Source organism: Tepidicaulis sp. (assembly GCF_965222285.1).
Lineage (GTDB): Bacteria > Pseudomonadota > Alphaproteobacteria > Parvibaculales > Parvibaculaceae > Tepidicaulis.
In genome coordinates this window covers 570287-591585 of record NZ_OZ244942.1, presented here as the reverse complement: position 1 = coordinate 591585, position 21299 = coordinate 570287, and the positions used below count along the sequence as shown (strand labels likewise).

The following is a 21299-nucleotide window of genomic DNA, read 5'->3' as shown; positions in this document are numbered from 1 at the left end:
TTCTGAAACCGCATTTGCAATGCGCCGCGTACATGCAAGCGCACTGCGCCGGCGGCCACACCGTCATAAAACTTAGAAATTTAAGACAAATACAGCTTAGGCGAGCGGTGTGCTGCCCGGCACATCCGGCGCACGGGGCTCTTCCTCGATCAAAGGATGGCGCGCATCCTGGATGAGCCCTGCAAGGCCGAGCCCCGCCATCAAGGCGGCAAGGCTTGCCACGAACATGCCCACCAGAATGAGGACGCCGTCCGCCCAGTTCATCAACCGCTGCACGGTTTCACTGTCGGGAATGAAGCGGGGGCCGAAAATGCGCACGGCATAAAGCTCCCAAAGGCCCCAGACGGTAAAGAAAAGACCGGCCAGCCCCAGAACCAGAATGGCGTTGAGCACCCGGCGCGGACGGATCGAGGCTGTGCCCGCGCAAGCGGTACAGCGAAAGCGGATCGGCGCCAACAGACCGCCGATTTCCAGTTCTTCCGGACACATTTCCCCGCCGCATGGGCAGCGGCGCTTTTCCTGCAGCTCACTCATGGTCTCATCCCCGTTTGGACCACTCTAGCCGATTTTACCGGCCTTGGCACCCAAACGGGAACAAGCGTTCAGTTCTTGGCGGATGGATGTGAACCGAGAGAAACGGCGGATCAGCCCGCCACCTCGCTCACCTCGATCATCAGCTTGCCCTGGTTCGAGCCGTCATAAAGCTTGTTGAGGGAAGTGAGCGCGTTTTCGAGCCCCTTGTCGATATCGAGGCGGAATTTGAGTTTGCCCTCGCGCATCCAGCTCGAAAGCTCGCCGATGGCTTTGGGGTAATCCTTGGCATAGTCCGAGGCGATGAAGCCTTGCACCTTGATGCGGTGCATGAGTATCTGCTGAAAATTGTAAGGGCCGGGCACGGGCTCCTTCGCGTTATATTGCGAGATGAGACCGCAAAGCGCCATGCGCGAGAAATTGTTCATCCGTAGAAGGATTTCATCCATGATCCAGCCGCCGACATTCTCAAAGAGCACATCCACCCCTTCCGGGCAATAGCGGTCCAGCATGGCGCCTACGTCCTCGGTCTTGTAATTGATGGCGGCGTCATAGCCGCATTCATCCTTGATCCATTTGCATTTTTCATCCGACCCGGCAATGCCGACGGCGCGGGCCCCTTTCATCTTGGCGATCTGGCCGACCACGGAACCGACGCCGCCGGCGGCGGCCGTCACCACCACGGTTTCGCCGGGTTTGGGGTCGCAAATGTCCAAAAGCCCGAAATAGGCCGTGGGGCCCACCACCGCGCACATGCCGAAAATTTCCGCAAGCGGCACGGCGCCCGGCTTGCCGAGCGAGGAAAGCCCCTTGCCGTCGGTGATCATGTAATCGGCCCAGTGGCCCGCGCCCATCACAAGCTCGCCTTCGGAAAAACGCGAGGTATTGGACTTGACCACCTGCCCCGCGATGAGCCCGCGCATCGGCGCGCCGATCTGAACCGGCTCCATATATTGGTCCATATCGCTCATCCAGATCCGGTTCGTCGGATCGAGGGACAGATAGACGACGCGCAGCAAAAGCTCGCCTTCGCCGGGCTCGGCAAGCGGCTCTTCGATCAGTTTCAGATTGTTTTCATCTGCGGTCCCTTCCGGGCGCGTTTCCAGCCGCCAGACGCGGTTCACGTTCTTGCTCATAAAGCCTCCCTGGATTTTCAGGTTATTTGGTTTGAATTTTGACTGCCCGCATTCTCCGCGAGAAAGCCCGCAAAAGCAAAGCCCCCGCGCCGTTTCGGACGCAGGGGCAATTAAGCGCTGCGGCAAGCGGGCTTACGCGATAATGGCGACCGCCTGAATTTCGATGCGCAGCTGCGGCAGGGCGAGCGCGGTGACGCCGACAATCGTATTGGCGGGATAATTCTCCTTGAAGAATTCATCGCGCACGCTCTGCGCCTTGCCGATCTCGCCCATATCCGTGTGATAGACGGTGGTGGCCACCACATCCGAGAGGCTCGCGCCCGCTTCTTTCAAAACGCGCTCCAGGCTTTGCAGCGCCAGGCGCGTCTGGCCTTCGATGTCGTCCGGAATACCGTCCGGCCCGAAGCCGGTTTGCCCGGAGACATGAATAGTGTTGCCCACTTTCACGGCCTGGGAAAATTTCCAGTTCTTATAGATTTCTTCCGTGCCGGGCGGATTGATGAGTTCTTTAGCCATTGCCACTCCTCCTTGTTATCCCTCTTTCATGCCGGGCAAAGGGGACGGCGGCAACGAAAATGAGCCTCACAAGGACGTGACTTTAAACCCCCGCCTGGCTGCCCCAACGAAAAAGCCCCGGGGAACGTCCCGGGGCTTTGAAATTCCGAAAGGAGAAGGGCTTACTGCGCTTCTTCCTCGGTCGCTTCGTCTTCATCAGCGGCGTCTTCATCCGCGGCCTCGTCAGCTGCGTCATCAGCAGCTTCCTCGTCACCGCTTTCTTCTGCATCCGCGCCGTCTTCCATCATGTCTTCATGGACACCGTCCTGCTCTTCCATATGCGTGCCGCTTTCGCCTTCTTCGTGGCTATCGGCCTGCACGGCCGGGGCAAAGGCAAAAGGCAGGGCAGCAAGAGAAAGCGCCAGGCACAGTTTTTTCATGGCTTCAGTCATTGGTTCATCCTCATTTTGGGAAATGTGCCGGGCAAGAGGCCCGGCGAAAAAATAGGCTCCAGGGCCCTCAGGGGGGGGCACGCTCCCTTTCGGGCAGGGCAATAGAGAACCCCGGAGCCTGGCGCAGAATTACTGCGCCGTCTCGTCTGCTTCCGTGCCCAGGTCTGCGCCGGCATCCCCTTCAAGGCCGCCTTCCGCGCCGATGGACCCGGTGGAGAGCGCATCATCGCCGCTCATGTCCGTTTCTGCTTCGGCAGCAGCGCCTGCTTCCGCATCGGCATCGGCGTCCGCTTCGCCTTCAGCGCCGGCACCGGCTTCAGCTTCCGTATCCGCATCGGCGCCGATCGAACCGGTGGCCAGATCATCGTCATCGACATCGGTTTCGACACCGGCATCAGCTTCCGCCGCCGCGCCTGCGTTCAGCTCGATGGGCTCACCGGTTTCCCGGTCCTGAAGCGGGCCGATCTCAGTCGGATCACCCGCCGGCGCCGGCACGACGCTGTCCTGATCGGCACGCAGGCCGCCTGTCGCACCTACGCCCAGATTGTCCGCATAGGCCGGCATCGCCACGCTCGCGGCAAAGCCGAGGGCCAGAATCGAAGCTGCTGTTTTGCTCATCATCCGCATTGGTCTTCTCCCATTTCCGCTGCTTTCCTTGAGGAAAGCGGGTTTTCGTCGCCTCGCGCCTGCCTTCGGCGCACGAAACGCGACATTTCGCGTCACCGTCTGGGACCACAAACGCCGCCGGGAGAATGACGGTTCCCCAAGATCGCAAAAAACAATAAGGCCATTTCTGGGCACCCGGTTCGGCCCCGGATTCCGGCAGCCCAAAAAGCAAAACCCCCGCGGTTTCCCGCGGGGGCTGGCTCCTATCGGCGTTTGCCGCCGTTCTTTTCGGGGCGCTCTTGCGCCGCCTCTCCTGCTTATCAGGCTGCCGCTTTTTCCTTCTGCGGCGCAAAGCGGGTGTAGAAGCTTTCGCCCTTGCCCGCCATGTCACGCAGCAAGGCACCGGGTTTGAAGCGGTCGCCATATTTCTGGGCGAGCGCATCGCACTCCTTCACGAAATTATCCGCGCCGACCATGTCGATCAGCGAGAGCGGGCCACCGGCCCAGGGCGCAAAACCCCAGCCCAGAATGGCGCCGACATCGGCATCGCGCACATCCGTCACCACTTCTTCTTCGAAGCAGCGGGAGGCTTCCAGCGCCTGAATATAGAGGAAGCGCTTTTTCAGCTCCTCGATATCCACATCTTCCGTGCTCTTGTTGGAGCCGACGAGCTCCTCAAGGCCCGGCCAGATGCGCTTCTTGCCGTCTTCGGGATAATCGTAGAACCCCTTGCCGGCCTTTTTGCCGACGCGGCCGAGATCCACCACCATCTTTTCGATGAGGCTGTCGGCGGGCCCTTCGACATATTTGTCGCCAAGGTCTTTCTTCGTCTGCTGGCGCACCTTATAGCCGAGATCGAGCGAGACCTCGTCGTTCAGCGCGAGCGGCGGCATGGGCATGCCCGTCATCTTGCCGACATTCTCGATGATGGCCGGCTTGATGCCTTCGGCCAGCATCTGAATGCCTTCGGAGACATAAGTGCCGAAGCAGCGCGAGGTATAAAAACCGCGGCTGTCATTGACGACGATGGGCGTCTTGCGGATCTGCGCCACATAGTCCATCGCCTTCGCGAGCGTTTCTTCCGAGGTCTTCGCGCCCAGGATGATTTCGACAAGCTGCATCTTGTCGACCGGCGAGAAGAAGTGGATGCCGATAAAGTTCTCCGGTTTGGCGGAAGCTTCGGCAAGGCCGGTGATCGGCAGGGTCGAGGTGTTCGAGCCGTAAATGCCGTTCTCAGCCAGTTTCGGTTCGGACTTCTTCGTCACTTCCGCCTTGATCTCGCGGTTCTCGAACACCGCTTCGATCACGAGATCGCAGCCCTCAAGGTCGTCGAAAGACGTGGTCGGCTTGATCTTGGCAAGGAGGGCGGCTTTCTTTTCTTCCGTCGACTTGCCTCTGGAAATGGCCTTGTCGAGCAGCTTTTCGGAATAAGCCTTGCCCTTTTCCGCATTCGCCTGATCGGTGTCGAGCAGCACGACATCCATGCCGGCCTGCGCGGAGACATAGGCAATGCCCGCCCCCATCATGCCGGCGCCGAGAATGCCGAGCTTCTTCACTTCGAATTTCGGCACGCCTGCCGGGCGGCGCGCGCCTTTCGACAGTTCCTGCATGGACAGGAAGAGCGAACGGATCATCGCCTTGGAGCGCGGGTCCATCAGCAACTTCGTGAAGTAGCGCGTCTCGATGCGCAGCGCCGCTTCCATCGGCACCTGAACGCCTTCATAAACGGCCTGCATGATGTAGGTCTGCGCCGGATAATTGCCGTGCGTGTTTTTCTGCAGCTGGGCGTTGCCGATGGTGAAGACCTGCGAGCCGCCCTTGTCCTGCGGGCCGCCGCCGGGAAGGCGGTAGCCTTCACGGTCCCAGGGCTGGATCGCGGCAGGCAGCACTTCCGGGCCGCGCTTGCCGAGTTTCACTTTTTCTTGGGAGAGCGCTTCTTTCAGCCAGGCTTTCGCCTCGGCCACTTCCTCGCCCGGCTTCACGAGCTTGGTGGCGATGCCCATTTCAACGGCCTTGGCCGGTTTCAGCGCCGTGCCCTGAAGCAGCAGCGGCAGGGCCGCGGCAGCGCCGATCAGACGCGGCAGGCGCTGCGTGCCGCCGCCGCCCGGCAGAAGGCCGACTTTGGATTCGGGCAGACCGAGCTGCGTTTTCGGATTGTCGCCGACAATGCGCGCATGGCAGGCAAGCGTTACTTCCAACCCGCCGCCAAGCGCCGTGCCATTGACGGCGGCGGCAACCGGCTTGCCGCAGGTTTCCAGGCGGCGCAGCAGCATGTTGAATTTCAGATTGTTTTCGTAAAGCGCCTTGACGCGCTCTTCCTTCGACTGGCTGCCATCGCCGGAACCGGCCTGGCCGCCCATCATGGAAAGGTCGGCGCCCGCGCAGAAAGCGGATTTGCCGGAGGTCAGCACCGCGCCTTTAATGGCGTCGTCACCGACGATCTTCTCGATAATGTCCGCCAGGTCGCCCATCGAGCCCTGGCTGAGGACGTTCATGGAGCGGTCCGGCATGTCCCAGGTGATGAGCGCAATGCCGTCGCCGTCCACTTCAAAGCCAAAATTTTCGTAAGCCATAAATCTCTCCTTGCCGCGCTGCCCAGAGCCAAATGCTCCGGGCGCGCAGAAAGCCCCTTAAATACGTTCGATGATGGTTGCCGTACCCATGCCCGCGCCGACGCAAAGCGTCACGAGAGCGGTGTTGAGGTCACGCCGTTCCAGTTCATCGAGCACCGTGCCGAGGATCATGCCGCCGGTCGCGCCCAGCGGGTGACCCATGGCGATCGCGCCGCCATTGACGTTCATTTTCTCATGGTCGATGTCGAGCGACTGCATCATGCGCAGCACCACCGAAGCGAAGGCTTCGTTGAGCTCGTAAAGATCGATATCACCGACTTCCATGCCCGCTTTCTTCAGTGCCTTGCGGGAAACGTCCGCCGGGCCCGTCAGCATGATGCAGGGCTCCGAACCGATGGAGGCCATGGCGCGGATGCGGGCGCGCGGCTTGATGCCGAGCCCTTCGCCTGCTTCCTTCGTGCCGAGCAGTACGCCCGAGGCGCCGTCCACGATGCCCGAGGAGTTACCGGCATGGTGCACATGGGTGACGCTTTCAAGTTCCGGATAACGGTCCGTCGCCACACCGTCGAAAGCAAACTCGCCCAGCGCCGAGAAGGAGGGCTGCAATGCGGCGAGCGACTGCATGGTCGCGTCGGGACGCAAGTGCTCGTCTTTATCCAGAATGGTCAGGCCGTTCACATCCTTCACGGAGATCACGGAATTCTTGAAGTAACCCTTCTCCCAGGCATTGGCGGCGCGCTTCTGGCTTTCCACCGCATAAGCGTCCACATCGTCGCGGGAGAAGCCGTATTTCGTGGCGATCATATCGGCGCCGATACCCTGCGGCGTGAAATAGGATTTCAACGCAATTTCAGGGTCGGACGACCAGGCACCGCCCGAGGCACCCATGCCGACACGGCTCATGCTTTCAACGCCGCCGCCGATCGCCATATCTGCTTCACCGGACATGACTTTGGCCGCTGCCATGTTCGTGGCTTCAAGACCCGACGCACAGAAACGGTTGATCTGCACGCCTGCCGTGGTGTCGGCATAATCGGCATTCAGAACGGCGATACGGGCGATATTGCCGCCCTGCTCGCCAACGGGATCGACGCAGCCGAGCACCACGTCATCGACCAGCTTCGTGTCGAGATCGTTGCGGTCGCGCAGGTTTTCCAGAACCTGGCTGGCCAGCTGCAGCGCCGTCACTTCATGCAGCGCACCGTCTTTTTTGCCTTTACCGCGCGGCGTGCGCACGTGGTCGTAAATATAGCATTCACCCATGGGGCCTCTCCTTTCGAGGTTCGCGGTGTTTATCTTTTAATATCGCTAGACCAGATCGTGATCAGATCGTGCGGCCGATCAGAAGCTTCATGATCTCGTTCGTGCCGCCGTAAATCTTCTGAATGCGGGCATCGCGGTACATGCGCGAAATCGGATACTCGTCCATGTAGCCGTAGCCGCCGAAGAACTGCAGGCATTCATCGATGATTTCGTTCTCTTTCTGCGTGGTCCACCACTTAGCCATAGCAGCCGTGGTCGCATCGAGCTCGCCGCGCAGCAGACGCTCTGCGCAATTATCCGTGAAGACACGGGCAATCGTTGCTTCGGTTTTGCATTCTGCGAGTTTGAACTGGGTGTTCTGGAAATCGAGAATACGCTGACCGAAGGCCTTGCGCTCTTTCACATATTCCGAGGTCAGCTCCAGCGCCTTTTCCATGGCGACGCAGGCCTGCACGGCGATGATGAGCCGCTCCTGGGGGAGCTGCTGCATAAGCTGGAAGAAGCCCTTGCCTTCATCCGTGCCGAGAAGATTGGCGGTCGGCACTTTCACATCATCAAAAAAGAGCTCGGAGGTGTCCTGCGCCTTCTGGCCCATTTTCTTCAGGTTGCGGCCGCGGCGGAAGCCTTCGACTTCTTCCGTTTCCACCATGATGAGGGAAACGCCCTTGGCGCCCGCTTCCGGGTCCGTCTTGGCGACGACGCAGATAAGATCGGCGGTCTGGCCATTGGTGATGAAGGTCTTCTGACCGTTCAGCACATATTGGTTGCCGTCTTTCTTCGCCGTGGTGCGCACGGCCTGAAGGTCGGAGCCGGTGCCCGGTTCCGTCATGGCGATGCCGCCGACAAGCTCGCCGGAGGCCATTTTCGGCAGCCACTTTTTCTTCTGCTCTTCAGTGCCGTAAGACTGAATGTAGTGCGCGACGATGCCCGAATGGACGGAATTGCCGAAGCCGCCGATACCGGCGCGGCCCTGTTCCTGGGCGATGACCATCTCATGGCCGAAATGGCCGCCGCCGCCGCCATACTCTTCCTTGATGGACGCACACAGAATGCCCGCTTCACCGGCTTTCAGCCAGGCATCGCGGTCCACGCAGCCCTGCTCGTTCCACTTTTCGACATGGGGAACGAATTCTTTTTCATAGAACTTCGACACCGCATCCTGAAGGATTTCCAGCTCTTCATCCAGCCAGGGTGATTTATACCCTTCGATCAACGCCATTCCGTCGTCTCCCTACTTTACTTTTTATCGTTTCTCAAAATGCATCGGCGGCAAGCGCCATCATGCTGTCCGCACCGGTTTTGATGCGGGCAAGATGCGCACCCGTTTCGGGCAGCACACGTTCCATGTAATAGCGGGCCGTGATGAGCTTGTTCTTGTAGAACTCCGCTTCCGCGCCGCCCGTCTTCGCTTTGGCGGCGGAGATGCGCGCCATCTTCGCCCACATCAGCGCAATCGCAGTCAGCCCGAAAAGGTGCATGTAATCGCTGGAGCCGGCGCCTGCGTGGTCGAAATTCTTCAGCGCATTTTCCATGAACCAGGTCGTTGCTTCTTCAAGCTGCGCCTTTGCTTCTTTCAAGGGCGCGGCGGCGAAGGCGAGATCACCCTGCCCTTCCAGCGCGGCAAGCTCTTCGTCGATGAGCTTGAAGAAAGCGAAGACCGCGCGCCCGCCGTTCTGCGCCAGCTTGCGGCCCACCAGGTCGAGCGCCTGAATGCCGTTCGCCCCTTCATAGATCATGGCGATGCGCGCATCGCGCACGAACTGGCCCATACCCCATTCATCGATATAGCCGTGACCGCCATAGACTTGCTGCGCATCCACCGCATTCGCAAAGCCTTTATCGGTGAAATAGCCTTTCAGCACGGGGGTCAGAAGCGACATCATGTCTTCGCCGAACTCGCGCTGTTTTTCATCGGAAGAAAGATGCGTGAGATCGCCCTGCAGCGCCGTCCAGGCAAGAAGCGCGCGGGCGCCTTCGTTGAAGGCGCGGGCATTCATCAGCATACGGCGCACATCCGGATGAACGATAATGGGATCGGCTGGCTTGGTCTCTTCCTTCGGCCCGGTGAGCGCGCGGCCCTGCAGCCGCTCACGCGCATAATCGGCAGCGTTCTGATAGGCCGCTTCCGACTGTGAAAGCCCCTGCAGCGCAACGCCGAGCCGGGCTTCGTTCATCATCGTGAACATGGCGCGCAGGCCCTTGTTCTCCGCGCCGACAAGCCAGCCCACCGCATCGTCATAATTGAGCACGCAGGTGGCATTGCCATGGATGCCCATTTTCTTTTCGAGGGAGCCGCAGCGCACACCGTTGCGAGCCCCGAGCGAGCCATCGTCATTGACGAGGAATTTCGGCACGACGAAAAGCGAAATACCGCCTACCCCTTCCGGCGCGCCTTCGATGCGGGCAAGAACGAGATGGATGATGTTTTCGGCCAGATCGTGCTCACCGGCGGAGATGAAAATCTTCTGGCCGGAAATCTTGTAACTGCCATCGCCCTGGGGCACGGCCTTGGAGCGCAAGAGCCCCAGATCCGTGCCGCAATGAGGTTCGGTCAGGTTCATCGTGCCGGTCCATTCCCCGGTCACGAGTTTAGGCAGGTAGCGGTCTTTCAATTCGTCGGCGCCGTGGTTGATCAGCGCCGAATAAGCCCCGTGGCTGAGGCCCGGATACATACCGAAGGCCATATTCGCCGAGGAGACCATTTCATTGAACATGACCGCGAGCGTGTTGGGCAGGCCCTGACCGCCATAATTGGGGTCGGCGGTCAACGCGGGCCAGCCGCCCTCCACAAGCGTCTGGTATGCCTCTTTAAAGCCCTTGGGGGTGCGCACTTCGCCGTTTTCCAGCGTACAGCCTTCCTCATCGCCGATCTGGTTGAGCGGTTGCAGCACTTCTTCGGAAAGCTTGGCCGCTTCCTCCAGAATGGCGTTCACAACGTCTTCCTGTGCATCGGCAAAACCGGGCAACGCGCTGTACTGCCCGATTTCAAGCAGTTCATGCAGGATGAAGCGATAGTCTTGCAGCGGGGCTTTATAAGTCGGCATGGGTCTTTCTCTCCTTGGAAGAGATCAGCCTTTACCGCAGGGCTTGGCGCTGGCTTTGCCATTGAGCGAAGGCGCCTCATCCCGGAGCAAACCTTCCACACGGCGCAAGCCGTCTTTCAGCTGCGCGATCTGGGCGTCGATCTCGTCCTTTTGCTGGTTGAGGCTTTCAATACGCTCTTCGAACTTGACGAGGGCATGACGGTACTGGGCTTCCGCCCCGTCATGCAGGTCATATAGGTCAAGAATTTCCCGAATCTCGGCCAGCGTAAAGCCTACCTTTTTGCCGCGCACGATAAGCTGAAGACGGGCCCGGTCGCGGGGCCGGTAAATGCGGGTCTGGCCCTGGCGGCGCGGATGGAGAAGGTCTTTATCCTCATAAAAGCGGATCGCGCGGGTCGTCACGCCGAATTCCTCGGCAAGCTGCGTAATGGTGAATGTGGGGGCTTCCGCGCCGTGCCGCTCGCCCAGACCAGCCGGCTCATAGCTCATTTGTACCGTCACCTGTCATCCTCCCTTGTTCGAAAGCTGGCGGACACCTTTTCCAAAGTCGTCTCATAACGCTTTGGCGGGGCCGGCCTTACTTGCCCTTGGAGTGCCGGTTCTCGCGCCCGGTCCCCTCCGATATATTTGACGTTGACGTAAACGTCAACCTGATGGCCAAGCAGTGCCCTGACCACGGAACAATATCTAGATATAAATAGGGCAGATGTCAAGTTATGTCGAAAATCCCGCAAAACGCCTCGATTTCAGCTAGGGTTTTGCAACTCAGCCGGTCACGGTCGGCGGCAAAAAAGCGCTTTGGGAGATGCCATAATGATTTTTTCGCGCTTAGCGATGGTCCGGACAGGTGCGAGCCTGCTCACCGCTCTTTTCCTGACAGCCTGTGCCGCCGGGGGCAATGCACCGCCCAAACCCGTGGAGGTCGCCCGTGCCCTGCCCGCCGAGGCGAGCCGTGAGGCTTCCCTCGACACGCCGCTCGGCCGGGCGCTTTTGGCCGAAATCAACAGAAGCCGGCCCGACGCCCCCTTCTCGCTCGATCCGGTGCTCAATAAAGCCGCCGCCGTCCATAGCGCGGATATGAAGGCGCGCGGTTTCATGGGCCATCACAACCCGGACGGGCAAGGCCCGCTCGACCGGGTTCTGGCGGTCGATGAGAATTTCAAAGGCCGGGTCGCGGAAAATGTCGGGGAATTCAAGTTTCCACCCGGCGAAAGCGATAGCGAGAAAGCCGCTTATATGGTCGAGCAATGGATGAATTCGCCCCGCCACGCAGCGCCCCTGCGCTCGCGCGCTTATCAGCGCACGGGCATCGGCATCGCGGTCTCCGGCGACAGGGTCTATGCGACGCAGCTCTTCACCGGCCCCTGACTGGGGAGATTGACCTGCTCGGGAAGGTCTCAGCAGAACTCACAAGGTCAAATCCGGCGTGACTCCCGCCGTCCCAGTAAAGGGCAAAAATTGCCGCGTTATTAACGCGGCCTTTACCAAGATCACGTCAGATGTAAGAGCCGGTTAAGGGATTCTTGACCGGTGGACGGCGGGTATGAGGAGCCGCACGGTCTTTTCTTCGAAAAAGGCGGGAAACGGCGGCGCTTTACACCGAATCACCGTCTCGGTACAACGTGGAATCTGAAACGGGCATAGTGATTCGATGAGATCGGGGGTCCCCTGGAGCGTTAAGGGCATCGAACCTGAAGCGCGTGAAGCAGCAAAGCAGGCTGCGCGCCGCGCCGGGATGACCCTTGGCAATTGGCTCAATCAGGTCATTCTCGACAGCGGCACGGATGAAGTGGGCGCGCAAGGCGCGTCTTACGAAGCCTCCTACCGCCCCGATTTTACGGCCCAACCCGGCCAGGGTTCCTACCGTCCCTCTTATGAACAGGCCCCGCAATTCGACATGGGCCCGGTTGCAGAAGCCGTCAAAAATCTTGTGCAGCGGGTCGAGTCGAGCGAACGGCGCCTCGATAGTGCGATAGAAACCATGGCCACACGCTTCGACGAAGGCAATCGTCTGCCCTCCTTTACCGGGCCCGATCCGCTTGAGCGCAAGATCCAGCAGCTCACCGAACGTCTCGATGCCGCAGAACGCGCCCAGCCTTTCGGCAAACGCGCCGAAGATGCGCAGGCCATCAAGTCGCTTGAAAAAGCGGTGAGCGCCGTGGTCGATCATTTGGAAACGGCGGGCCATCAGACCGACCGCCGCTTCGACGATATCCGCCAGACGCTTTCAACTCTCTCGCGCCGCATGGACGAGACGGACGCTGCCGCCGAGCGCGAAAAAGCGCGCAGCGAAACCGAAACGCTTTATAAATCCGTTCACGCGCTGGCCGAGCGCCTCGCCTCGATCGAAAAATCCGTTCAGCAATCGGCCAGCCAAAGCGAAGCCGCCCAGCAAAAGGCCGTCGAGGCCGCGCTGCGCGCCGTCAACGACAAGGCGGAATCGGAAAGCCAGAAGAAGGTTATTTTCCAGCTTCAGGACGCGCTTGAAAAAATGCACGCGCGCCTCGAGCAGTCCGAACAGCGCCAGGCTGAAACCCAGCGCGCGCTGCTTGCACAGATGCAAGAAGGGCTCGGCTCGCTGAGCAGCCGCGTCGAGCAGGCCCAGGCCGAAGCCCAGGCGCAAGCCCAGCAGCCCAGCGCGCTCGTTGCCGAGATTATGCAGGAAGTCGATCAGCGTCTGCAAAATGTCAGCGCCCGGATCGAACAATCCGAGGAGCAAAGCCAGGCCGCTGCCAATTCCGTGCAGCAGGCGATTGCCGATTTTCAGGCATCGCTAAAAGAGCTTGAAGCAAAGAACCTCGCCGCCAAAACCGAAGAGGCAGCTGAAGGCGAAGCAAAAGCCCCGGCCGCACCCGAAAGCGAAGCGGCCTCTCACCAAACAACATTACCGCCTTATGGCGCGCTGGCGCCCGGCGCCATGCCGCCGCCGGTCGGCATGCCCGATCTGGCGCCGCCGCCCATTCCGGCAACGCCGCTCGGCCAGCCAGCGCCGCCGCCGCTTGCCGAGCCGGGACGCGCCGACATGCGCGGGCCCGCCGAACCGCCGCTTCCGGGCGCAGGTGCTGATCCTGCCGCGCCGCCGCCCCCGCCCGGCGCCGCCGTGCCGGGCATGGCGGACAGTCATGCCGGTCAGGATTTCATCGCCGCCGCCCGCCGCGCCGCGCAGGCTGCTGCCTCCGGCGAAATGCCGCGCGGGCCGGTTCATGAATCAAGCCCCCGCTACAAGAGCTTCGATGAAGAAGAAGCGGGCGAAAGCAAACGCAAATATTATTACATTGCCGGCGCAGCGCTTCTGGCCGTGCTTGCCGTTTTCGCCCTGCGCGGTTTTACCGGCGGCGACAGCGCGCCTGAAACCCCGGCTGTAACCGAAGCGCCTGCCGAAGAACAGGCCGCGCCGGCGCAAGACGCACCCGCCGCCGAGACGCCCGCCGATGCATCCAAGGCGGCAGCGCCCGAGACCACTATTCCCGAAACGCCTGCGCCGAAAGACAGCGCGGCAGAGCCGAGCGAAAAGCCCGCAACACCGGAGGCCACTCCGGAAGGCGCCGAACCGAAAGCAGATGCGGCAAATGGTTCGGCGCCTGCCTCTTCCAAACCGGCTACCGCAAAGCCGGAAACCATGACGCTGCCGAAAGTGACCGACAAGGTCGCCCCGGCCGAGCCCGCACCCGTGACCCCTGTCTCCCGTGAGGCAGCGAAACCGACGCTGCGCGAGGCCGCTGCAAACGGCAATGCGGCAGCGCGCTATGAAGTGGGTCTGCGCTATGCGCGCGGCGTGACCGTGCCGCAAGATTTCAGCCAGGCCGCTTACTGGTTCACCCAGGCTGCCGAGCAGGACCTTGCGATCGCGCAGTACCGCATCGCCACGCTTTATGAAAAGGGCCGCGGCGTCGAACAGGATTTCGCCAAGGCCCGGACCTGGTACGAGAAGGCGGCGAACCAGGGCAACATCAAAGCGATGCACAACCTTGCCGTTATCTATGCGGAAGGCAAAGGCACGCAGCAGGATTTCGGCCAGGCCGCCCGCTGGTTCGAGGAAGCGGCGGCACGCGGGCTCGGCGACAGCCAGTTCAACATCGCCGTTCTTTATGAGCGCGGCCTCGGCGTCACCGCCGATCCGGCCAAGGCTTATCTTTGGTATGCGGTTGCCGCGAAAAGCGGCGACAAGGACGCTGCCGCCAAGCGCGACGAAATCGGTCAGCGCATGGATGCGGCTCAGCTCGTCGATGCGAAGCTGAAAGCGGAAACCTGGAGCCCCAAAGCCTCCGACGCAGCCGCCAATGGCAATATCGCCTCGCTGAAAACCTGGAGCGAGCGGGCCGATGCCGGCACGCCGGGCAGCAGTGTCGATGTCGCCCGTGCCCAGACGCTCTTGAAAGAACTCGGCTTCCGCCCCGGCCCCTCAGACGGGGTGATGGGTCCGAAGACGACCGAAGCCATTCAGCAGTTCCAGCGCAGCGCCGGCATGGCGGCAACGGGGCTCGTCACGCCGCAGCTCATCGAACTGCTCGAAGCCCAAACCCGCTAAAGGGGCACGCTCAAGAGGCGCGTTGAGGAAGACACGCTAAGAAAAGACCCGAGGAGATGCTTTTTCTCCACACGGAATTACCGCAGTCTTTTGTTCAGCACGGCCAGGCTTTGTTATAGTCTGGCCGTGTTCTTTTTACCTGCCGCCCGCCGCTGCCAAACGAGTATCAACCGGCTACCTGTCCGAGAGACCGCCACGCAATGCAGATTTACCTGCCCATAGCCGAGCTCTCCTTGAACATCTTTCTGCTGCTCGGCCTTGGCGGCGCTGTCGGATTTCTGTCCGGGCTTTTCGGTGTAGGCGGCGGCTTTCTCATGACGCCGCTTTTGATCTTTATCGGCATTCCGCCCGCCGTTGCCGTTGCCACGCAGTCGAACCAGATCGTCGCCTCTTCCATTTCCGGGGTGCTGGCGCATTGGAAGCGGCAGACCGTGGATTTCAAAATGGGGCTCGTGCTGCTTGTCGGCGGTATTCTGGGTTCGGTCGGCGGCGTTTATCTTTTCAAGTATCTGCGCGAGATCGGCCAGGTCGATCTTCTGATTTCTTTTTCCTATATCGCCTTTCTTGGCATCATCGGCACGCTGATGCTGGTGGAAAGTGTGCGCGCCATTCAAGCGGCGCGCTCAGGCAAATCGCTTCCCGGCCGGCGCCCTGGCCAGCATAGCTGGGTGCACGGGCTCCCGTTCAAAATGCGCTTCCGCCGCTCGCGCCTTTATATCAGCGCCATTCCGCCTTTCCTCATCGGCGCAGGTGTCGGCACGCTGGTCGCCATCATGGGGGTCGGCGGCGGCTTCATCATGGTGCCGGCCATGATCTATCTTTTGAAAATGCCGACCAATGTGGTGATCGGCACATCGCTCTTTCAGATCATCTTCGTCACCGGCCTCGTGACCGTTCTGCACTCGGTGGAAAACCAGACCGTGGATGTGATGCTCGCCCTTCTCCTTCTCATTGGCGGGGTGGTGGGCGCGCAATATGGCGCACGGTTCGGTGCGAATATGCGCGGGGAACATTTGCGCGCGCTGCTCGGCCTTCTGGTGCTGCTGGTTTGCGCACGGCTCGGCTTCGACATGGTGGCAACCCCGCAAGATCTTTTCTCGCTGGCACCGCAGGGGGCGAATTGATGCGCGCGCTTCTTTCCGTTCTCACGCTTCTTTTTGCCATCGCGGTTTCCGGCGGCGCGGCCAAGGCCGGTCTCGTCACGGACCTTTCCCAGCATCAGGTGTCCATCCGCTCGAACTTTACCGGCACGGAAATTCTGATCTTCGGCGCCATCGAAGCCGATAGCGCCGCCAAGCCCGGCCAAAGCACCGATGTGGCCATCGTCGTCTCCGGCCCGCGGCGCGATGAAACCGTGCGCAAGAAAGAGCGCGTCGCCGGTGTCTGGATCAATTACAACTCTGTCACCTTCGCCTCCGTGCCCGGCTTTTACGCCGTGGCGAGCACGCGGCCTTTCGAGACGATTGCAAGCGAGCGGGTGCGAGCGATCGAGCAGATCGGCGCGCACCATCTCACCTTCGGCAAACTGGTCGCCACCTCCATCGAAGGCACGCGCATTCCCCTCGATGTGGAAGAAGCGCGCGAATTTACCGATGCGCTGATCCGGCGCAAACGCGAGCAAGGGCTTTTTCATGAAGCGCCGGAAGGGGTGGCGTTTCTCTCCAACACGCTTTTCCGGACCAGCATAGAAATTCCGGCAAACGTGCCCGTCGGGCTTTATACGGCCAAGGTCTATCTCATCCGCGACGGCAATGTGATCGATGCCATCTCCACCCCGCTTTTTATCGACAAGAGCGGCATGGAACGGATCATCTTCCGCCTTGCCCACCGCGAGCCGCTGCTTTACGGGATTTTCGCGGTGATGCTGGCGACGTTCGCCGGTTGGACGGCGGCCCTGATTTACCGGGAATAGGGGTTTTCCGGCGCTCGCGGCCTTTCAAGCAGGTGTGACGAGACGCGCCTTGCATGTGAACGGCGCGGGTGCCATTTCAGGCCGGTATCACGAAAGGGACAAAAATGGGCGGACTTGACGGCGGTTTCGGGATTGCAGCGCTTGGCGGGCTGATCAGCTTTCTTTCGCCCTGCGTTTTGCCGCTCGTGCCGGCCTATCTCTGCTTCATGGCCGGAACGACGCTGGAAGAGCTGACCAAGTCCCAGGAAAAAAGCGCAAACGATCCTGCTCTCGCTCGCCAGCTCAACCGGCGGGTGCTGTTCGGCGCGCTGGGCTTCGTGCTCGGCTTTACCACGGTCTTCGTAGCGCTCGGCGCCTCGGCCTCAGCCATCAACCCCTTCATCCAGGCCAATAGAGTTATCCTCGGCCAGGTCGCAGGCTCGATCATCATTATCCTCGGCCTGCACTATATGGGCGTCTTCCGCTTCGCTTTTCTCGACCGGGACGTGCGCTTCATGCCGCAGATCGGCGGCGCGGACGCCCCGGCCTATATGCAGATCGCCGCGCCCTATCTGATCGGCCTTGCCTTCGCCTTCGGCTGGACGCCTTGCATCGGGCCGATCCTGGCGACCATTCTGACCCTTGCCGCTTCCCAGGAAAGCCTCGGCTATGGCGTCGCGCTGCTGACCACCTATTCGCTCGGCCTCGGCATTCCCTTCATTGCCGCAGCGCTCGGCGTGCGCGCCTTCCTCGCCTTCTCCGCCTCCTTCCGCAAGCACCTGCATAAGGTGGAAATCGCGGCGGGCGTCCTTCTGGTGGGGACCGGGGTCTTGATGGTGCTCGGCTCCTTCGAGCTCATCGCGACCTATCTCATCAATACATTTCCCGCACTAGGGAAACTCGGCTAAAGGCAGTAGACTGCTCCTCGCAAGCCGCAAGGCTTCAGGATGGGAGCCCTTTCATGTCGAGCAGCGAAAAGACTGCGCCTTCCGCCCCCGCCGTTCAGCCGGGAAAGAAAAAACCCCGCATCAAAGTGCCGGGCAGCGCCACGCTTTTGGGCTATGCCGGGCTCATTCCTTTTGCGGGCACCGCGCTTATCGTCTGGCTTGCCTGGCCGAGCCCGGCGGCGCGCGACGCGCTCTTTGCGCTGCAGGCTTATGGCGCCGTCATACTTTCTTTTCTGGGCGGGGCGCGCTGGGGCCTTGCCATGGCCGGACACGGCTATGCAAGCGACACGGAAACCCGGCGGGAGCTGCGTATGGGGCTCACGGCTGCTGTTCTTCCCTCCGTCATTGCCTGGCTTGCCTTGCTGATGCCGCCGCTACAGGCGCTCAGCGTGCTTATCATCTGTTATGGCGGGCAATATCTGGCGGATATTCAAACGGTAAAAGCGGGTGATGCGCCGGGCTGGTACCGGCTTTTGCGCACACCGCTGACGCTGCTTGCCATGGCGGCGATGCTGGCAGCGCTCGCCCGGCTCATCATCGGCTAAGAGATCAGCCCTTCCCGCTTCCCCCATCGGGCAAAAGCGTGCGGGCTTTGACGGGATGGATGCGCTCGGCGCCGATCATCCAGGCATGAAAATCGAGCCCGGCGAAAAGCGGCGCGAAAGCTGCATCGAGCACATTGAGCCCGCCCGTATAAGCGCCGAAAGAGGGCATGATGAGCCGCGTGCCGTCGCTTACAAAACAGCGCCGCCTCAGCCTGCGCCCGCGCACGCGCACCGCCGCACATGGGTGCAGGTGCCCGGCGACCTCGCCCGTGGCCGGGGCTGCCTGGGGTTCATGGCGGAAGATGAGCGGTTTCATATCGACCGCGCTTTCCACTTTCCCCCCGAAAAAGGGCGGCGGGGCGGGATCGTGATTGCCCTCGATCCAGATCCAGTCTGTGCTTGCCGCCAAGGCGCGGATGCGTTCCCGTGCGCCTTCCTCCATCCGGGCCAGTGCCTCGCCGTCATGGAAGCTGTCACCGAGCGCGATCACTCTTGAAGGGGCAAGCTCCCGGCAGAGCCGCTCGAGCCGTGCCAGTGTTGCCGCCGTATCGTAAGGCGGCAGGAGCACGCCCTTGGCGGCAAAGGCCGAGCCTTTTTCGAAATGAAGATCCGCAACAATGAGCGTTTCCCGCTCCGGCCAGTAAAGCGCGCCTTCGGGCAGCGGCTGGAGCTTTTCGCCCAGCACCTGCAAGCCGCCCGATTTTTGCTCTGCCGCCAGGTCAGACAAGCCGTGTCGCCTCTTCGATCAAATCATCCGCCGCTTCCGCCAGAAGCGCCTCGCTTGCCTCGCCATAAACAGGTTCCTTGCCGATATCAAGGAGAGCGGGCACAGCAAGGGGCGAGACACGGTCCAGCCGCTTCAAGCGGATGCGGCCCTTGATGCGGGACAGCATGGCGGCGACACGGGCGACATCGAGAAAACCTGCCGCCGCATCCTCCCAGGTTGCTTCCAGCAGAATGTGATCCGGCTCATGCTCGCGCAGCACGTCGTAAATCAGATCGGAGGAAAACGTTACCTGCCGCCCGCTCTTTTCCTTGCCCGGAAAGCGCCGCTCGATGAGGCCGGAAATGACGGCGCAATTGCGGAATGTGCGCTTCATCAGATTGGATTCGGCAAGCCAGTTCTCCAGATCATCGCCCAGCATGTCCTCATCGAAGAGCGCAGCAAGAGAGATATCCCCGCGTTCGGCCATCAGCCCCACATCGCGCAAGCACCAGATGGCGAGCGAATATTCGGACGCCACAAAGCCCATTGGACGCGCCCCTGCCCGCTCCAGGCGGCGTGTCAAAAGCATGCCGAGCGTTTGATGGGCAAGGCGCCCTTCAAAGGGATAGCAAATGAAATAGAACTTATCGTTGCGCGGAAAGGTTTCGGCCAGAAGATCGTTGAGACCCGGCAGCTCCGAGCGCCATTCTTGAATGCGCAGCCATTCGGACACTTGATCGGGCAGATGTTTCCAGCTTGCCGGCTGGGAGAGCATGCGCCGCACTTCTTCGGCAAGATAGGTGGAAAGCGGAAACTTGCCGCCCGCATAAGAGGGAATGGCCGGGTTCTCGCTTTTCGAGCTTGTGACATAGGCTTCCGTTTCCACCAGCCCTTCGAAACGCAGGATTTTGCCAGCAAAAAGAAACGTGTCGCCGGGGACAAGCTGCTCGATAAAATATTCCTCGATTTCCCCGAGGACGCGTCCGCCGCGCACCGGCGCGCCGGCACTCGGGCGGCGGCGCACCAGACGCACTTTCAGCATCGGCGCTTCGACGATGGTGCCGACATTCATTCTATATTGCTGCGCAAGGCGGGGATGGGCGAGGCGGTAGCGCCGGTCCTGCTTGAAAATATTGTTAGGGCGCAGGCGCCTGTAGCGGTCATAGGTGCGCAGCGCGTAGCCGCCCGTTTCAACGAACGAAAGTACCTTGTCGAAACGCGCGCGGGTGAGATGCGCGTAAGGGGCGGCGCTGCGCACTTCACCGTAAAGTTCGTCCGCATCGAAAGGAGCCGAGCAGGCCATGCCCATAATATGCTGGGCAAGCACATCGAGCGAGCCGCGCTTCGGCGCCATGCCGTCATGAATGCCCGCAAGGGCCGCCGCGCGCGCCGCCTCGCATTCCAGCACCTCGAAACGGTTGGCCGGGACAAGCAAGGCGCGGCTCGGATCGGACAGGCGGTGATTGGCCCGCCCGATGCGCTGCAAAAGACGGCTTGAACCTTTCGGCGCGCCCACATTCAAAACGAGGTCCACATCCCCCCAGTCGATGCCGAGATCGAGGGTGGAGGTGCAGACGACGGCCCGCAAGCTGCCTGCCGCCATCGCCGCTTCCACCTTGCGCCGCTGCTCAGTGGAGAGCGAGCCGTGATGGAGCGCGATGGGCAGATTGTCTTCATTGATGTACCAGAGATCGCGGAAGATGAATTCCGCCTGGGAGCGCGTGTTGACGAAAATCAGCACGGTCTTGTTCTTGCGGATTTCCTCATAAATGGCGGGCAGCGCATGGCGCGCCGAATGGCCGGACCAGGGGATGCGCACTTCCGGCGTCAGAATGCCGATTTCCGGCACCGCGCCGCCTTCCCCTTTGACCAATGCGCTCCGCCGCTCTTCACCTTCCACTTGCGGCACGAGATAGCGGCGCAGCTGATCGGGCTCGGCCACGGTGGCCGAGAGGCCGATGCGCCGCATGGAAGGGGCAAGCGCGGAAAGACGGGCCAAATCGAGCGCCAGCAAATCCCCGCGCTTGGTATTGGCGAGCGCATGAAGCTCGTCCAGCACCACGCATTGCAGCGAAGAAAAAAGCCGCGGCGCATCTTCATAAGACAACAGCAGCGCCAATTGCTCCGGTGTCGTCATCAAAATGTCGGGCGGGTCGCGCCGCTGGCGCTGGCGGCGGTTCTGCGGCGTATCACCGGTGCGTGTTTCAAGGCGGATATCGAGGCCCATTTCCTCGATAGGAATTTCAAGGTTCCGCCGCACATCGACGGCAAGCGCTTTCAGCGGGGAGATGTAAAGCGTGTGAATACCACCGGGATGCGCGCCCTCCTCGGAAAGCTCGATCAGGCTGGCAAGGAAACCTGCCAGCGTCTTGCCCCCGCCCGTCGGCGCGATAAGCAGCGCCGATTGCCCCGCAAGGCCAAGCTCGGTCAGCTCGCGCTGATGGGCGCGCAGCGGCCAGCCGCGCCGGGCAAACCAATTGCCGAAACGGGCAGGCAGCGGGCAGGCCGCATCCGCGGTGCTCTCAAAGGCGGGATTCTTCATGGCCTCAGTATAGCGGGCCGGGGCGCGGCAGAAACAGCGA

Annotated in this window: 18 protein-coding genes; 6 read left to right on the top strand and 12 right to left on the bottom strand. The window is 61.2% G+C overall.

Going from position 1 to position 21299, the window contains the following annotated elements; translation table 11 throughout:
• Window positions 1-96: 96 nt before the first annotated feature.
• The 10 genes from ACOQOT_RS02745 to ACOQOT_RS02700 form a co-directional block, all read right to left on the bottom strand.
• Window positions 97-534 (bottom strand): hypothetical protein, encoded by a 438-nt coding sequence (locus tag ACOQOT_RS02745; protein WP_420560851.1) that lies wholly within the window; start codon window positions 532-534, stop codon window positions 97-99.
• 110 nt (window positions 535-644) lie between these two features.
• Window positions 645-1667, bottom strand: coding sequence for an NADP-dependent oxidoreductase (locus ACOQOT_RS02740; RefSeq protein WP_420560850.1), 1023 nt, complete (start codon window positions 1665-1667; stop codon window positions 645-647).
• 132 nt (window positions 1668-1799) lie between these two features.
• Complete coding sequence (locus ACOQOT_RS02735; protein WP_045446893.1) at window positions 1800-2183, bottom strand: RidA family protein; 384 nt, start codon at window positions 2181-2183, stop codon at window positions 1800-1802.
• A gap of 161 nt (window positions 2184-2344) precedes the next feature.
• Entirely contained in the window at window positions 2345-2614 is a 270-nt protein-coding gene (locus ACOQOT_RS02730) for a hypothetical protein (protein ID WP_420560849.1), read from the bottom strand.
• A 129-nt stretch (window positions 2615-2743) separates the two neighbouring features.
• Window positions 2744-3235 carry a hypothetical protein gene (locus ACOQOT_RS02725; protein ID WP_420560848.1) on the bottom strand — a complete coding sequence of 164 codons (492 nt, stop codon included), beginning with the start codon at window positions 3233-3235 and terminating at the stop codon, window positions 2744-2746.
• 305 nt (window positions 3236-3540) lie between these two features.
• On the bottom strand, window positions 3541-5793 hold the full coding sequence (locus ACOQOT_RS02720; protein WP_420560847.1) for a 3-hydroxyacyl-CoA dehydrogenase NAD-binding domain-containing protein: 2253 nt from the start codon (window positions 5791-5793) through the stop codon (window positions 3541-3543).
• A 57-nt stretch (window positions 5794-5850) separates the two neighbouring features.
• Window positions 5851-7056 carry an acetyl-CoA C-acetyltransferase gene (locus tag ACOQOT_RS02715; RefSeq protein WP_420560846.1) on the bottom strand — a complete coding sequence of 402 codons (1206 nt, stop codon included), beginning with the start codon at window positions 7054-7056 and terminating at the stop codon, window positions 5851-5853.
• Between the two features lie 61 nt (window positions 7057-7117).
• Complete coding sequence (locus ACOQOT_RS02710) at window positions 7118-8275, bottom strand: acyl-CoA dehydrogenase family protein (protein ID WP_420560845.1); 1158 nt, start codon at window positions 8273-8275, stop codon at window positions 7118-7120.
• Window positions 8276-8309: 34 nt separating this feature from the next.
• Window positions 8310-10100, bottom strand: a complete 1791-nt coding sequence (locus ACOQOT_RS02705; protein WP_420560844.1) for an acyl-CoA dehydrogenase C-terminal domain-containing protein — start codon at window positions 10098-10100, stop codon at window positions 8310-8312.
• A gap of 24 nt (window positions 10101-10124) precedes the next feature.
• Window positions 10125-10589 carry a MerR family transcriptional regulator gene (locus ACOQOT_RS02700; RefSeq protein WP_420560843.1) on the bottom strand — a complete coding sequence of 155 codons (465 nt, stop codon included), beginning with the start codon at window positions 10587-10589 and terminating at the stop codon, window positions 10125-10127.
• A 324-nt stretch (window positions 10590-10913) separates the two neighbouring features.
• Between ACOQOT_RS02700 and ACOQOT_RS02695 the strand changes: the two genes are divergently transcribed.
• The 6 genes from ACOQOT_RS02695 (at window position 10914) to ACOQOT_RS02670 (ending at window position 18011) form a co-directional block, all read left to right on the top strand.
• Window positions 10914-11468 (top strand): CAP domain-containing protein, encoded by a 555-nt coding sequence (locus ACOQOT_RS02695; RefSeq protein WP_420560842.1) that lies wholly within the window; start codon window positions 10914-10916, stop codon window positions 11466-11468.
• 283 nt (window positions 11469-11751) lie between these two features.
• Entirely contained in the window at window positions 11752-14628 is a 2877-nt protein-coding gene (locus ACOQOT_RS02690; protein WP_420560841.1) for a peptidoglycan-binding protein, read from the top strand.
• A 200-nt stretch (window positions 14629-14828) separates the two neighbouring features.
• Complete coding sequence (locus tag ACOQOT_RS02685; protein ID WP_420560840.1) at window positions 14829-15752, top strand: sulfite exporter TauE/SafE family protein; 924 nt, start codon at window positions 14829-14831, stop codon at window positions 15750-15752.
• Entirely contained in the window at window positions 15752-16540 is a 789-nt protein-coding gene (locus ACOQOT_RS02680; protein ID WP_420560839.1) for a TIGR02186 family protein, read from the top strand. The genes ACOQOT_RS02685 and ACOQOT_RS02680 overlap by 1 nt, the downstream gene beginning before the upstream one ends.
• A gap of 104 nt (window positions 16541-16644) precedes the next feature.
• On the top strand, window positions 16645-17427 hold the full coding sequence (locus ACOQOT_RS02675; protein WP_420560838.1) for a cytochrome c biogenesis CcdA family protein: 783 nt from the start codon (window positions 16645-16647) through the stop codon (window positions 17425-17427).
• A gap of 53 nt (window positions 17428-17480) precedes the next feature.
• A complete protein-coding gene (locus tag ACOQOT_RS02670; protein WP_420560837.1) occupies window positions 17481-18011 on the top strand; it encodes a DUF3429 domain-containing protein in 531 nt (176 codons plus the stop codon).
• Window positions 18012-18015: 4 nt separating this feature from the next.
• Here the strand turns inward: ACOQOT_RS02670 and pdeM are convergent, their stop codons facing one another.
• Window positions 18016-18738, bottom strand: a complete 723-nt coding sequence (gene pdeM, locus ACOQOT_RS02665; RefSeq protein ID WP_420560836.1) for a ligase-associated DNA damage response endonuclease PdeM — start codon at window positions 18736-18738, stop codon at window positions 18016-18018.
• On the bottom strand, window positions 18731-21259 hold the full coding sequence (locus ACOQOT_RS02660; protein ID WP_420560835.1) for a ligase-associated DNA damage response DEXH box helicase: 2529 nt from the start codon (window positions 21257-21259) through the stop codon (window positions 18731-18733). Before ACOQOT_RS02660 ends, pdeM begins: the two co-directional genes overlap by 8 nt.
• Window positions 21260-21299: the final 40 nt, after the last annotated feature.

Coding starts and splice junctions, on each gene's coding strand:
- ACOQOT_RS02745 (WP_420560851.1), bottom strand. CDS start 534: ATGAGTGAGCTGCAGGAAAAGCGCCGCTGCCCATGCGGCGGGGAAATG.
- ACOQOT_RS02740 (WP_420560850.1), bottom strand. CDS start 1,667: ATGAGCAAGAACGTGAACCGCGTCTGGCGGCTGGAAACGCGCCCGGAA.
- ACOQOT_RS02735 (WP_045446893.1), bottom strand. CDS start 2,183: ATGGCTAAAGAACTCATCAATCCGCCCGGCACGGAAGAAATCTATAAG.
- ACOQOT_RS02730 (WP_420560849.1), bottom strand. CDS start 2,614: ATGACTGAAGCCATGAAAAAACTGTGCCTGGCGCTTTCTCTTGCTGCC.
- ACOQOT_RS02725 (WP_420560848.1), bottom strand. CDS start 3,235: ATGATGAGCAAAACAGCAGCTTCGATTCTGGCCCTCGGCTTTGCCGCG.
- ACOQOT_RS02720 (WP_420560847.1), bottom strand. CDS start 5,793: ATGGCTTACGAAAATTTTGGCTTTGAAGTGGACGGCGACGGCATTGCG.
- ACOQOT_RS02715 (WP_420560846.1), bottom strand. CDS start 7,056: ATGGGTGAATGCTATATTTACGACCACGTGCGCACGCCGCGCGGTAAA.
- ACOQOT_RS02710 (WP_420560845.1), bottom strand. CDS start 8,275: ATGGCGTTGATCGAAGGGTATAAATCACCCTGGCTGGATGAAGAGCTG.
- ACOQOT_RS02705 (WP_420560844.1), bottom strand. CDS start 10,100: ATGCCGACTTATAAAGCCCCGCTGCAAGACTATCGCTTCATCCTGCAT.
- ACOQOT_RS02700 (WP_420560843.1), bottom strand. CDS start 10,589: ATGAGCTATGAGCCGGCTGGTCTGGGCGAGCGGCACGGCGCGGAAGCC.
- ACOQOT_RS02695 (WP_420560842.1), top strand. CDS start 10,914: ATGATTTTTTCGCGCTTAGCGATGGTCCGGACAGGTGCGAGCCTGCTC.
- ACOQOT_RS02690 (WP_420560841.1), top strand. CDS start 11,752: ATGAGATCGGGGGTCCCCTGGAGCGTTAAGGGCATCGAACCTGAAGCG.
- ACOQOT_RS02685 (WP_420560840.1), top strand. CDS start 14,829: ATGCAGATTTACCTGCCCATAGCCGAGCTCTCCTTGAACATCTTTCTG.
- ACOQOT_RS02680 (WP_420560839.1), top strand. CDS start 15,752: ATGCGCGCGCTTCTTTCCGTTCTCACGCTTCTTTTTGCCATCGCGGTT.
- ACOQOT_RS02675 (WP_420560838.1), top strand. CDS start 16,645: ATGGGCGGACTTGACGGCGGTTTCGGGATTGCAGCGCTTGGCGGGCTG.
- ACOQOT_RS02670 (WP_420560837.1), top strand. CDS start 17,481: ATGTCGAGCAGCGAAAAGACTGCGCCTTCCGCCCCCGCCGTTCAGCCG.
- ACOQOT_RS02660 (WP_420560835.1), bottom strand. CDS start 21,259: ATGAAGAATCCCGCCTTTGAGAGCACCGCGGATGCGGCCTGCCCGCTG.